Source organism: Paenibacillus xylanexedens, from assembly GCF_007676705.1.
Classification (GTDB): domain Bacteria; phylum Bacillota; class Bacilli; order Paenibacillales; family Paenibacillaceae; genus Paenibacillus; species Paenibacillus xylanexedens_C.
Window position 1 is genome coordinate 100,909 of the sequence record NZ_VEBF01000005.1, and the last position, 14,502, is coordinate 115,410.

At 43.5% G+C, this 14,502-nt stretch carries 9 protein-coding genes; 1 reads left to right on the forward strand and 8 read right to left on the reverse strand.

The window, feature by feature from the left end; all coding sequences use genetic code 11:
* Nucleotides 1–170: 170 nt before the first annotated feature.
* A complete protein-coding gene (locus tag FS628_RS23320; RefSeq protein WP_222125276.1) occupies nucleotides 171–1,166 on the forward strand; it encodes a right-handed parallel beta-helix repeat-containing protein in 996 nt (331 codons plus the stop codon).
* A gap of 142 nt (nucleotides 1,167–1,308) precedes the next feature.
* Here the strand turns inward: FS628_RS23320 and FS628_RS23325 are convergent, their stop codons facing one another.
* The 8 genes from FS628_RS23325 to FS628_RS23355 form a co-directional block, all read right to left on the reverse strand.
* Nucleotides 1,309–2,379 (reverse strand): right-handed parallel beta-helix repeat-containing protein, encoded by a 1,071-nt coding sequence (locus FS628_RS23325; RefSeq protein WP_145325371.1) that lies wholly within the window; start codon nucleotides 2,377–2,379, stop codon nucleotides 1,309–1,311.
* A 146-nt stretch (nucleotides 2,380–2,525) separates the two neighbouring features.
* Nucleotides 2,526–4,115 carry a glycoside hydrolase family 43 protein gene (locus FS628_RS23330; RefSeq protein ID WP_145325372.1) on the reverse strand — a complete coding sequence of 530 codons (1,590 nt, stop codon included), beginning with the start codon at nucleotides 4,113–4,115 and terminating at the stop codon, nucleotides 2,526–2,528.
* Nucleotides 4,112–7,282, reverse strand: coding sequence for a heparinase II/III domain-containing protein (locus FS628_RS23335; protein ID WP_145325373.1), 3,171 nt, complete (start codon nucleotides 7,280–7,282; stop codon nucleotides 4,112–4,114). The genes FS628_RS23330 and FS628_RS23335 overlap by 4 nt, the downstream gene beginning before the upstream one ends.
* Before the next feature lie 34 nt (nucleotides 7,283–7,316).
* Nucleotides 7,317–10,841 (reverse strand): COG1470 family protein, encoded by a 3,525-nt coding sequence (locus FS628_RS23340; protein ID WP_145325374.1) that lies wholly within the window; start codon nucleotides 10,839–10,841, stop codon nucleotides 7,317–7,319.
* 32 nt (nucleotides 10,842–10,873) lie between these two features.
* Nucleotides 10,874–11,020, reverse strand: a complete 147-nt coding sequence (locus FS628_RS32065; RefSeq protein WP_222125277.1) for a hypothetical protein — start codon at nucleotides 11,018–11,020, stop codon at nucleotides 10,874–10,876.
* A 33-nt stretch (nucleotides 11,021–11,053) separates the two neighbouring features.
* Entirely contained in the window at nucleotides 11,054–12,577 is a 1,524-nt protein-coding gene (locus tag FS628_RS23345) for an extracellular solute-binding protein (RefSeq protein ID WP_145325375.1), read from the reverse strand.
* Between the two features lie 31 nt (nucleotides 12,578–12,608).
* Nucleotides 12,609–13,562 (reverse strand): carbohydrate ABC transporter permease, encoded by a 954-nt coding sequence (locus FS628_RS23350; protein ID WP_222125278.1) that lies wholly within the window; start codon nucleotides 13,560–13,562, stop codon nucleotides 12,609–12,611.
* On the reverse strand, nucleotides 13,562–14,464 hold the full coding sequence (locus FS628_RS23355; protein ID WP_186327936.1) for an ABC transporter permease: 903 nt from the start codon (nucleotides 14,462–14,464) through the stop codon (nucleotides 13,562–13,564). Before FS628_RS23355 ends, FS628_RS23350 begins: the two co-directional genes overlap by 1 nt.
* Nucleotides 14,465–14,502 lie beyond the last annotated feature (38 nt).

Sequence of the window (14,502 nt, forward strand, 5' to 3'; positions counted from 1 at the left end):
TTATGTGGGTATAAAGTTACAAATATAAGAAAAGTAGTAATCTTTGCTGATATCCAGTCGATAATTAAATCTGATATCATCAATAACATTATAGAAAGAGTGAGAAATATTTTATGAAAAGATTTACTCCAAGGAAGACGTATTACAAATTATTGGTATGGTTGCTTATTATGGCTGTAGGATACTCTGGGACTTACTCCGTCGTACACGCTGAAGCTGAAGGATCAAATATGATAACGGAGAAGCCAACTTTGCTTCACGCAAAAGATGTTTCAGTAGGAGCAAATGCCTCTGAATCTGAAATCCAATCTGCCATAAATAGTGTTTCTACCGCAGGTGGTGGCACAGTTACTTTAGCCAATGGTACATACAAGATTTCAACACCGATATTATTAAAAAGTAACGTAGCTCTTGTTGGAGCTGGTAAGGGTAAGACTGTACTGCAAATAAGCGCCAATCTTGGCGCGAATGGAGTATTGACGGCCAATAATGCTAATCCGGCTGTTAACGTTATTGTAAAAAATCTAACCGTGGATGGTTTGAAGCCAAATGATCCTAATGTAGAATCTGATGTATCTGCTGTTACGAACTACGGTATTTTGCTCGAAGGAGAAAGTTATATCAATAACAAGGTTCTGTTTGATAACATCGAAATAAAAAACACGAATATGGGTCTTCATATCAAAGGTTCGACAAACATTACTGTTCAAAATAGTGAAATTCATGATAATGGGGGGTATTATAATTTTTGGCACAATGTCTATTTAAGAAGAGTAAGTAAAGTGTTAATTACAAATTGTGAAATATATAACTCACATACAGGAAATGGGGTTAATATCTCATACTCTGAATATGTAACGATAAATGACTCAGAAATTTACGATAATTATTTTCGTGGTGTCCGGGTAGCTGACAGCATTCATATGGATACGATTAATAATGTTGTATATGGCAACAAGACAGGAGACGGGATTATCTATAATAGTGAATTTACTGGCGTTTCAAACTTCACAATCAGTGGGAATAATGTATCGGATAACTATGGATATGGGATATTTACGAATGGTTTCAGCTCAAATGGTGATGTTATTTCCAACATTGATGGCGGAGGGAACGCTAAAGGATATATTCAGAATTATGGAAAAGAGATCAATATACAAAAATAAAGCGTACTGAGATGTCAAAGATCTTACTTCTTGGGTCCATAGTACAGCGCGTATAAAACTCCGGAAAGCAACGTTTAAGTGCTATCGATGTAATTGAACGTTGCCTTCCGGAAGTTTAATAATTTCCGACAGGAACGTTGAGCTACTGAATAATTATATTGCTTCCGCTAATTAAACTAAACCCTTTTGTGTTTCCACCGCCATCTATATTGGATTTCACTTCACCGTTTGAAGAATCACTACTCACAAATATTCCATATCCTCCATTATTCCTTACTGTATTACCTTTAATTTGGAAAGATGTAACACCCGTGATTTCACCTATATATACAATTCCATCCCCCGTTACATTTCCATAAACATCGTTGTTAATCACATTAATATGACTGCTATCTGAAGCGCGAATACCTCGAAACGCATTATCGTACACCTGGCAAGAATCAATTGTAATATTATCAGAATACGAAATGTTAATACCGTTCCCAGAACTAGACTCACTCAACTCCGTATTTTTAACCAATACGTTAGACACTCTTCTTAAATACAGATTATGCCAATATTTATTCAGTCCCCCATTGTTATTAATAATACTGTCTTGTATTGTCAAATTCGTAGTGCCTTTGAAGTGAACTCCCATTTCGCTATTCGTTACTTTTATGTTATTGAGCATAATACGGTTGTTTGTTCCGTTTTCACCCTGAACCAAGATACCATAATTCCTGAGAGCTGTTGGATTACTGTCTGGATCTGTGAAGGTATTGGCGTCTATTGTAAGGTTTTTGATTGTAACATTGCTCAAACCGCCGTCTGGTCTGTTCAGCACTCCATATCCTCCAAGATTAATTCCAGCACTTAGTTTTAATATCGTGTTGTCTCTTCCTGCCCCTACAAGAGAAACATTACTTTTTAAAGTAACTGAACCTGTAAGGATATAGGTGCCAGACTGGAATATCACTTTTCCGCCGCCACTTGAATTTACATGGTCTATAGCTTCCTGGATAGTACTAGTAGAAGCGCCTGGAGCAATCGATATGTTGCTGATATTTATCTGCGTTACTGATTCCGGAAGAGAAACATTAGCCTGAGCTTTCACGGGAAATGCCATCCATAACATTACAAACGATAAAAATAGGGGGAGAATACTAGCTCCCTTTCCCTTCTGAATGACACTACTTTTTGACGACTCTACTGTGAAAAATTTATCTTTTTGCATACAAAAACCTCCATTTTATAATTTTGGTAGCTTGGATCAAAAAGACATAGGTAAAATCAGATCCGGTAGTCTGAAAGCGTATTCAAATATAATGCGCAGAATATCGAAATAACTCAAATAATTAAGCAGATTAAATCAGATTTTAATTACTCCGTAAGTTCTTTATATTCAAAAAAATCAAAATAAGCGGGTTGGGACTGCTGATCCAGATCCTGTGCACAAAGACAAGCATATGCACCCGTGAATCCAAGTTTGCCGCCATGTTCATCCGAGAGCGTCCCAAAATCAAGCGGAGTGCAGAGTGGTGTCCACTTCAACCCATTAGGAGAGGCATAGAAAACGATATCTCTTCCCGAAATATCCGCTCTTAAATAATAAACATCCCAATCTTTTACGGAAATTTGCATTGAAGAAATTTCTTCATATTTTCCGCCTGCACAACATACAACTCCCAGGCTTTTTCCTCGGATTTCATCTGAAGTAACTCGAAGATAGTAGTAATCCCGTTCGTCATAGTACAGGACCAATCCTGCCATTTGCATAAAGTTCTCAGGTTCAAACTCCATACATGTAGATATTGAACATGCAAAGTGTTGAATCGGGCATCCTATCATGCTCTGTTCGAATAACGATGACAACGATTCCCGACCTCGCAGTCTCAAATAACCGGGTCTTTCACTTAGACTTATCCATGACTCGTCAAAAGGAACCCGCAAGCTTTGATACTGTAATCCAATTGTGTCACTACTAAAATCATCGTGTTCTGGTAAAGCAGCAAACGGATGACTAGGCAATTCAGGGGCTGGCACAGTCAAAGCAGGTAATTTACCTTCGTGAGATAATCGGAGCCATCCATCAGGTGTCCACTCACATCGCTGAATCGCTGTTTCTCTTCCTAGCGGGTTCAAATTTGCTGTGCCGGGAATCGGACGTGTGCATAGATGAGCCATATACCACTCCCCAGTTTGCGTCTCAACCAAGGAGCCGTGCCCAGCTTGCTGAAAAGGAAAAGTTAGGTCATGAGCTGTTGTCATGATCGGATAATTGGGGTCAGTCTCATAAGGGCCAGTAAGCTTGCTACTGCGCGCCATGGTAACCATATGATTAACGCCAGTGCCGCCCTCTGCAATCAGAAGATAGTATAGTCCGTCTTTCTTGTAAAGCTGCGGGCCCTCAGTGATGCCTGTCGGAGTCCCTTTATATAGTTCATGAACAGGACCCGTAAGTTTCCCGATTTCCTGATCATATTCCTGCATAACAATACCAGAGAAGTTATTGTGATTTTTGCGAAAGTCCCATCGCATGTTCAACATCCATTTACGGCCATCGCTATCATGAAATAGAAAAGGATCGAAGCCGCTACCATTTAGTCGTACTGGAGTACTCCACGGCCCTTGAATATTCGTTGCAGTAATTAAATAATTATGAAGATCCTTATACACACTATGACGTGCTTTTACATCTGTAAAAATCAAATAGTAGATACCGTTATCATGTGAAAGTGCTGGAGCCCAGATGGAAGCTGAGCTTCCGTTGCCCCTCAGGTCAACCTGTGAAGATTCCGTCAAAACACGAGTTAACAGCTGCCAATTAACCAAATCTCGAGAGTGATGAATTTCTACTCCGGGAAACCATTCAAAAGTGGATGTCGCGATGTAATAATTGTCTTCTACTCGAATGAACGATGGGTCTGGATGACAACCCTTTAAGATCGGGTTTACAATTTGTCTGGTCATTGATTTCCTCCATAATAACTATTTAAAGTGTCCCTTTGCCCACCATTCCTGAAATTGAAGGACGCATCCAGACAAACGTGGTAATCATCTGTCACTAAACTTATGCTACCATCTGTCTCTTGGACTACACTCAGCTTCTTGCGCCCCTTCTCCTTGGGGTAGAGAACCGTCACAAATCCTTTCTGGGCATCTGCAATTGCACGAATATAATCCATCCTGCCAGCTTTTTCCCGATCATAGAATCGGGTACATCGCCCTTGATCCAGAGTGATCGATTCCACAGGGCTCAGAAAAACGGTCTCCAAATCAACTTCATATGCCCCTTCTGAATACACTCGACTCCCATCTATCCAGGATTGCGTCGCTGCAACTGGAAGGTTGAATAGCACCTTGCCTTCGAAGTTCACGATCTCATCACGGATAATGTACAGTTCCGGCTCACGGATATATGTTACATGCCGGATGTGGATACCTTCACCCTCGGGGTTAGTAATTTCAATGGTTATGGATTCTTTTTCGCTCCCCAATTGAACGTCCAGTACGCGGCTGGTTTTCGGCACATCCACCCAGCCGCGCTCCAGACTGTACGTACCTGCCGAAAGGTTAATCATACTGTCATCATGTCGTGACAACGACCTTTGTCTCGTAGCGAATTGGACGCAGGCATGTGAATAGGAGCTGATATGCCAGTTGGTGCTGGTGTCAAAGTACCCTTCAATTCCCGAGTCCATCACCAATGGAACCGAGTTTTTGTAGAGCACAAACGAACCTTGATCCAGATGCCCATGGGCCACTGGCTCCGGACTGGACATTATGGCAAAATAACTATGCTTTGGAGTACCGAAGCCTTTGCGAAAAATATAGATACCTGCGTTCGAAAAGGCACTTGTTGACTCCAAAAGCAGGTTTTTTTTTGACGTATAGTGGTCTTCCTGAAACAGTAGATTCTCCAATACAACGGACTCACCCCAGAGCCTCTTGAAGGGTCGCCCAGCTGCCGTCCAGGTATGAAACATTCGGTCCGCCAAACTTCGGTCAATCTCCGCAATTACAGGTAGGTATGTTGCAAAGTAGCCAAATTCCTCACCTCCGCCTAAGACGTGGTCACCAAAGGGTGGTGTGCCGATTCGTCCAGCAAAATACCGATAGCCTGGTGTCTGCACTTCGACGGCATAATTGAACATCCGGAGAAGTGGCGTCGTCCGGAACCAATCTTCACCTGTTATGTTCTTAAGTACCAGAGCATATCCGGCAAAACGCTCCAATGCGGCATGATGATATCGGATAGACTCTGGCCAGGAGCCATCAGGATTCACATTCAGTTCCAATTGGGCTTTCAGAATGGTGTTCGCATTGTTCAGCCAGGTTTGGCGATTGGGAAAATCGCTCAGCACCATCATCATCAATCCAGTTCCTGCACACATGTCCGTCTGCCAGTTACTGCATCCACGCTGCGCTTCGTATGGTGTCCATTCTGTTCGATCTCTCAAATCAAGTAAATACCGGAGCATGTATTCGACCAAATCATAGAATCGCTTTTTCTCACTGGCATTGAAGACATTTGCTGAGCGAATCAGGGAGTAAGTTACAGCGATTACGCTCAGTAGTCGTCCTCCTTGTACGGCCCCATAACTGTCACTTCCCTCTGGTCGTAGATTTGTGACGAGCCAATGTTCTGCGCCCTGGCAGAAATCATGTAGAGTATAGAGCATGGCCCGCTTCGTCTTCTCCGCATAGGATGTATCTCCAGTCATGACGTATCGGATCGCATCGCATTGCATGGGCAATGGAAACCTTCCACCAGTCAAGGAGGACTTACGATTGAAGGCATATACGAACTCTCCGACGGGTTCACCTTGTTCATTCATATACGAGATAAGAACCTTGAGGCCTTTCTTCAACTTGCCGTCCAGCTTCGCACCGAATGTCAGTGTGCAGCGCATTCCACCTTCCACGTCAAATAACTGATCGTATCTCCAGGCTCCCTCGTCATTGGCAGTAGGATTGCACATGTAAAGTGATCGTCTCGGAAGATTTTCAGCGCTCAGGGCCATTTGTGACGATGGATTAGCTGCTTCTGAAGAGCGTTTTCCACCACCGTTATATGGGTACTCGGTTTCCCACTTTAGCACTGGCTGTCCCTTTAGGACTTCGGCTTTCCAGTGGATTGGGCTCATACTACCTTGATCAAAACCGCCGTTCCTGATTCCGAGACTATTACCACTTGCCGTGAGGATTTCTATGTCATCAATCCATACATGTCCAAGTCCCTCCTGTTCATTGTCCTCTGCAGACAAAAGGAAAGATATGTCTGCCTTCAACGCACCTGCAGGCACTCTAAAATTGATGATTTTATCCGTATAACTCCACAGATAGAAATGACGGTTCAACTCATCATAATTGCTGTTGTTCTCCATAATGTCCGAAACGACTCTCTCCAGATCTGCCAGATTATAGAGTTCAGTCCAACTTTCGATCTCCTTATAGTGCTCACGAATACGTGGATTGGACCGGATTGAGGATTTTAATTCATCCATAGCCTTGGCACTCAGGTAAAGCGCAGACCCCGGTTCAACATCTGTGCGCAGCCGTCGCGAATGACGGAAAGTCCTAAGCTGATTGAAGACAATCACGATCTTTCTAGCCAGAACTTCTCCACCCTCTTCAGGGTCGAAACGTTCTGTCTCCTTTCGTAATTCATCCATTGAATGCAGCAACTGACTGCCCGCCTGGGTTCCATATTCACCGATTCCTTCCCCAAGCACTGCCTTGCTTAATAGCTCTTGGGCGGTTTCCATAATATTTGCAGCTTTTAATGGCAGTGCATTGGCCCCTTCATACAGCATATCCTGCTTTTCAAACCACTCCAGTGCGGGCTCCAGACCATACCAACTATATACCTTTCCTTCTTCTGCAAATGGAGGAACCATTGTATATCTTTTTGTCGCAAACTGAATCGCTTCCTCCTGTCGTGGAATTAGAAATTCCCGGTTCCGTGAGAAGGGTAACTTGACTCGGTCATCCAAAGCCAGTTTCGCTTGGTGTAGTAAGTCTTTCAGTGCGATTTGGGTACCTTCAGTAAAAAATTCTCTTCTACTCTGAAGCAGGATCTCCGCCCGGCAGGTAAGTTGATGGAGTCTATCACGATAGTTGTAATCTGATGTCATCCCCTCATGCCTTCTTTCTTCATTGGAATCTTGATTATTTATTTATGGCTATCTCCCTGCGAAGTAGTTGTCCTTCCATATCTGTTTCGATAATCTCTACCACTGGTTCTGCTATTGCATCATCCAAACTGGAGATACGGATGATCTGGGTTCTTCCATCAGCAAGAACAACCTGAGCCTCATCGGCTGAATGGGCTACAGCTAATACAATCATTGGCTGGTCCTCATATGGCTCAATCAACGTTATGAACCTCGCGTTACGACCCACACTCCGTGTACTTAACATTTTACGTCTAAGAGTCTCATCACCAAGAGGATAATCACTTCCAATCGAAGTTACCAGACGTTTAGCTTGAATTACACTCAGATCCAGGCGGATGATACCCTCGTGCTCCGTATCAAGCGGATTCGCCGGAATCGCACGATCGAACTGTTTTACAGCAATCTTGACAGGTCCACCGAAGTAATCCACTCCTATCCCATTACCTGGATTAGTGTTTTCCGTGATTAATGGGAGATCACTAAGGTATATCTTGTGTCCCGACTCCGTTTCAATATAAGGATCACCCCAAAAAATGCTTGGCTCCGACGTCTTCGGTAATCCATTGTCGCCAACACCTTCTTCCGTCTTCACTCTCAGTTCCAGCGTGGTCACCCCTTCAATTCCCAGATCAAGATCTTCTCGCCCAAGAATCCATGCGCCGAACTTGCCACTTGTAAGCACTCTTCCGTCTCCTCTAATTTCATAAAAAAGCCGCTTATCGACCTTATTCAGTTCGGGGAGATTTCCTACAATGATCTCTGGTTGAGGCGGCCACAGCGAATAATGATCCATGATGAGTGGGCCGTCAACATTATGCTCGGTCCGATTGCCTCGATTGTCATAGCCTTGACCGAATCCCATCTCAAAATGTGCCTTTACTGGCCCTTTCATGTCATACCACTCACAGTCTGTTATAAGCTGTGCACCACCTCGCGAATCGGAGTCAAACTGGTCAGTTTGCTTTCTTAAATGTTGGCTTTCTCCTTCGATGTGCATCAATCCCTTGCAATGGAACAGGCAATCGTATTCATGATCCTGGTCACCGGAAACATAATCAAAAAGTACAATATAGTCATCTGTCACCACCGTTAACCTGCGTTGGAGAATCGGCTCCGTATAATCGGTTCGCTTCGTGTACTCTGGTTCAGGTTCAGGAATCGGCATATAACGACCTTCTGACCAGGTTCGTTCACCAAACGTGTTCTCATCATCCACTCTCCAGCCACCGTATGGAGGATAGGACCATCTCGCTGTATTCTCAACAGCACATGCCTGGAAGACACTGCCGCTGTGGAACAGGAGGCGTTTACCCTCAGCAGGGTCCTGCTGCTTGCGATCCACCACCACCATATTATGGGTAATGGAGGACTGAACATAAAACTTATACATAAAGGTGTGGTAGCTGTACCAAATGCTCTCCGGATTGTAAAAGCTGCGGCCGTACCGCATGATAGACAACAGGCTGACCCGATCATAGTGACCGTGGGCACCCCCATGAATACCGTACTTTACAACAGCCTGAATCTGTTCTCTTGGTTCTCTGTCCCTCGTTTGGGATCGAAGTACGGCTACTCCTGACGTATCTGCATATGCTGATTTAAGGTAAGGTTTAGCTTGGCTGGTCTGAATATTAGGAACGGCGTACAGCAAATCTCGATCCTCCAGCTTGCAGCTCAAGACAATATCAGCATACTCCGGTTGCCGATACACATAGTAGGCTAGATCATAACGACCATCCATATATCCTCTTACTGATATACCGAGCAGCTTCGTTTCTGTTGAATCATTAATACCAAACACCACGCCACGGTAATCAGCAAATGGAAGCAGACTGTCCCACAGTTGTCGGATTGAACGATAATTCAATCTTCTTGGCCCCCAAATATCAAGACACAATCCATCTTTATCAGGTTTGTTGCTACCGGGTATAATTTGGTCATGGTATTGGGAAGGAAGCCAGGTTTCCGCCAAATTCAACCCCCACGGTCTGCAGCTCTGTACAACCTCGGTGAAGAGTCCCGCAACCATCATGTTGTATCCAACAGAACATTCGTACCACCAGCCATCGTCCAGTGTACCCTTCGACAGATGATCTTCGAAGCCCCCTATGCCATACAAAAAGCGATTCATGCGTTCCAGATCCTGTAGTGCCTGACTACAGTATAATGCTCCAATCATCTCGGAGACCGTCCAGTTCGACAAGTCGCCTATAGTTAAAGACCAATCGATTAGATCCATGAACAAGCGGAACGAATGCTTTATATGTGCATGATCTTCATCTGTTAACAGTCCAGAATCGGCAAGCAGATCATATACAACCGCCGTATGCTTGAAAAATTCCCCTTCATGTACCAGTTCCTGATGGCATGCCTGATACGTAACGGGATATCCGCGTGCTGGATCGACGGTTGCCCGCAAAAACTGAACAGCTTTATTGGCTATATCTGCTCTACCCGTAAGCTTCCATACAATGGCCGCATTCTCGGCCTCAAAAGCGTGATGACTGTGAAACAGAAAAGGTCCAGTGTTGACTTGAGGTACTTTCCAACGTTCCGCTCGATCTTCATACTGATCCTTCAACTCTCTAACCCAATCATACTCTCGAATGTTTTGTCGTACTTCGTCCCATCCGGACTCGGTATGTTTGATGTACGGATGTGGCAATTCACGCAACGTCGTAAGTGTGAGCGTTTCCGCCTGCTCACCATGTCCGCCGGGCACAAACTTTAGTTTCTGAATCTCGTATCCACCGGGGGCTATTCGCTCCGGCACCTCCACGTACACACTGATTTCCCTATTGTCCCATGGCTGTAGCACACAATCCTCTGGCTCTACTCTAACTTTCATTGTTTCCCAGCCGTACTTCTCCCGAGACAGGATAACCGGTTGAACTTCCCCCGTACAATTATGCAGGTTAATACTGTAATGAGCTGTTTCACCTGCGACAACCGATTGTGAATAGCACGTGGTGTTCACATATACCGAAGGTCTGCGCACGAATTGGATTTTGCGGACTAAGATGGGTTCTCGCGTTTCAAGATCCTTCCAATCTGCAGTTAATCTTACGGAGCGAACAAACTTCCATTTGCCGGCTAATGCCTTGTAATCATCAAATAGATTCAGAGGAAATACGATCTCATTGTTTCCGCTTTCATTAGTGATTACTAACGCTCGAGCGGACACATATTCGATTTCTTCCGGCATTGGGCTATTATTTTTGAGTAAGCCTATTTCCACTCTCATCTCCAGTGTCTCACGTATAGGCAACTCTGTGACCAATTCCAACCTGTGCCAATCACGTAAATCAACACTGTAATCGTTACGGTCCACAAATCCATGGGTAGACCAATGATCTTCCAGATACACACCAGGATACTGAAGAGTTAAGGATTTACCTGGACAAAGATCCCATGAATTTTTTGCTGTTGCTGAAATTACCTGTTCTGAGGGTTGATCATTTTTCTCAACAACTTGATCCCATGCCATCAAATTTATGGCTGTTATCGTTTTAGTCATGTGGATACCTCTCCCGTTCTATCTTTTCACTTTTATTTCGCAGTTTTACGTGCTTCGAACCAGACTTGGGCCGCCTTCACTTCAAAATCTACGCACTCTTCATAGCCCAAATCCTTCGCTTTTTGGAGCAGCTCTATTTTTAATGATTCAAATTCTGCATCGCTTTTGGCGTATATCATCTTCCAAGACAGTTCTTTAATTACCTCACCAACTTAATCGCGTTTAACGGCTAATTGATCGTCGTACTTGAAATTGGGAACATTGACAATAGAATAGGAAGCCAGCATATTATTTTGAATCAGATGTTGTTTTACAGATAGCGCACCCTCATAATGCTTAGTCCAGTTTTGGTCCAGCAGGCTGGCATTATCTTTAAGATAGGATGTCCACGTCGTCTTGTTCATGGGTGCCTTCAGAATTGGACTTACTGTATTCTCATCAATTGCGGGACCATTAAACATATATTTAAATGTATCTCCTATCTTGCCTCCGCCGTATTCTGCAGGGACAGCTGCATCCGCAGGTTGCTTGCCAATATCCGTTAAGATCGGTTCACCCTTTTCATTCAGGTCCCAGAATAGTCCTTTAGGTCCCAAGTGATATGCCACTGCTCCTTCATCCGAATATAGGAAATCGAGCAGCTTGATGGATTCTTCCTTATTCTTCGTATTGGAGGAGATTGCCCAGAACCATCGGCTACCCACTGTGGAAGTTTTGGCTTCAGATACTCTAAGATTCGTGAAGGGAATTCGTTTGTACCCTTTGCCCTCCTTAACCAAGTCAGGATTGGTAGGATTAAAATTTAAATTTCCCAAATAACCGTACATCCAAATCGCCGATTGACCTTTATTCGCTTTGGCGATATAGTCCTCCCACGTTTGGGAGACGGAGTCCTCATCCAGCATGCCATTCTGATAGAACTTGTTGAACCACTGAAGTGTTTTGAGGTAATAGCTATTGTCGTCTAACAGTTTTTCGATTTTATCCTCCGTACCATGTGGCATGATGAAATCATAGTTGTTCACTCCATCCGTGGATGTATATCCATATGAAGGCGCAACTTGCTTAGCCATGTTGACGGAACGTCCATCCCACTCACTAAATAAAGATAATCCATGGAATGTATCCCCACTTTCGGTTACCGGATGTGCCTTGACCATTTTCTCAATCACATCATAGTAATCCCAATAATCATTGATCTCTGGCATTCCCAACTCCTCTAAGTAATCAAATCGTAGAGATGGAACCGAAACGGGATCGATTTGCGTTACTTCATTGGCATTGGACACCCCTGTTGGGATACCATATATGCCTCCAAAGTTACTTTCCATTCGATTTACTGCTTCACTGTATCGGGAGATATTAGGCAAATTTGGCATCTCATCTTTCAGGTCCAATAGTCCGCCCGCATCAATAGCCTTTTTGAAATCATCCGACGAGCTAAACACTACCAAATCCCCAAGATCTCCAGTGGCGAGTTTCGTTTCAAAGCGGGAGGAGCCTCCGACGCTGTTTGGCATTACATTCAAAGATATATTTAATTTATCTTTCATATATTTGCCCATGTAACCACCAACAGATCCTTCATAGGTACCAGACTCTGTATATATGGATAGATCTGTTGTATCCGTATCCTTACTGGATGATGGATTTGTGCTGCAGCCAACTACAGTTGCAATCAACAGTAAGGAAACTACACCGAGTATTCCTGCTTTTTGAAGCATTTTCTTGTTCATATTAACCTCCCAATTGAGTGAAATAGAATGATTATCCTTTTACAGCACCGATCATAATACCTTTTACAAAAAAACGTTGGAAGAAGGGGTATACCATAAAAATGGGAATAACCACAATCATCGTGACTGTCAGTTTTATAGATTCCGCTGTCTGAATACTCGCTCCCACATCTTCTGCCGACATGCTTCCGGAATTCACTGCATTGGCGAGTGCAGTTGCTTGACTGAGATACCGGTAAAGTACATATTGCAGTGTGTGCAGATCATCATTAGTGACGTAAAGTACTGTATCCATGAAGTTATTCCATTGTCCCACAGCCGAAAAGATGGCTAAGGTAGCCAATATAGGAAGCATTAAAGGCAGCACGATTCGAAAAAATACGATGCCTATTCCTGCTCCATCCATTTCAGCGGATTCCTGCAATTCATCTGGAACGCTGGACTCCACATAGGTTTTGACCAGGATCATATTGTACGCTGACACCATACCAGGAAGGATGTACACCAGGAAATTATTGAGTAAACCCAACTGGTTATACAGCAGATATACGGGAATAATACCGCCACTGATATACATGGTGGTGATAAAATATCGATAAACGTACTTGCGTAACCACATCTTGCGCTGAGTCATCATAAAGCCGAGAAAGGCGGAAACCAGCACGGTTAGGAACGTACCTAGTATCGTTCTTGATGCACTTATAAGTAGCGCTTGATATATATTGGGGATTTTCAACACTTGCAAGTAGTTGTCAATATGAATGCCTTGTGGCCAGAAAAGGATAAGCCCTTTTGCACTTAACGTGTTATCGCTAATCGTATTGATGAAAATATAATAGAAAGGATATACGCATAACAGCATAAAGAGGATAAAAAATGTATAGTTGGCTACGTTAAAGACTTTCTCTCCAATGGTAAGACTGCCCGCTCTATGCGGACGAAGCGAATTACGTCGAAGCTTCACATCTGTTTGCCCCATGCTCATTAGAATATCGACTCTCCTCTCAGCGTCTTGGACAGTCGGTTTACACTGAACAGAAGCACTAAGCTTACTAGGGTTTTCAAGATACTGATAACGGTGGCCAATGAGAAGTTGCCTTTTAACAACCCAATGTTATACGTATACAGATCAAGAACCTCGATGGAGCTTTTAGTCATTGCGTTGGCGAATACAAAAAATTGATCCATGCCCGTATTGATCATGTTCGCTACGGCAAGCATTAACAACACGAAGAAAGTTGGCAATAATCCTGGAACGGTAATGTGCCAGACACTGTGGAAGCGACCAGCCCCATCAATTTTCGCCGCTTCATATAAGTCTTGGGGAATGCCATTGATGGCCGCTAAATAGAGTATGGAGCTCCAACCAAGTCCTTTCCAGATCTCCAAGGCAATCATCTTGATCCAGATATGATCCGAACTGGCTAGAAAATTGATCGGTTTTGATATGAATCCGGTGTTCAGGAGGATATTGTTTACGACACCGCTGTCTACAGATAGTAGTGCAAACACAATAGAATATACGAGTACCCAACTAATAAAGTGTGGTATAGTCGTGAGTGTTTGAACAATTTTCCTCATCTTGGTGCTGCGGATTTCATACAGCAAGATCGCAAATGCCATAGGCAGGATTGAAGCGATCAGACTAAGAAAACTCATGCCGAAGGTATTCTTCAACACCCTGAGCACCTCGTAAAATTGCTGTTTTGAATATACCATCATTTTGAACCATTTCAGACCTACAAAGTCCATTTGGAAAATGGAACGCCCCGGACGATAGTCTACAAAGGCATATAACCAACCCCATAAAGGCATATAAGCGAATACAAACACAAAAATCATAAAAGGTAAAACTAGAAAGAACAGTTTGTATTTGGTTGCAAGCAAGTATTCTCCACTCCTTCCTGTAGTAAATATTTCTCTGT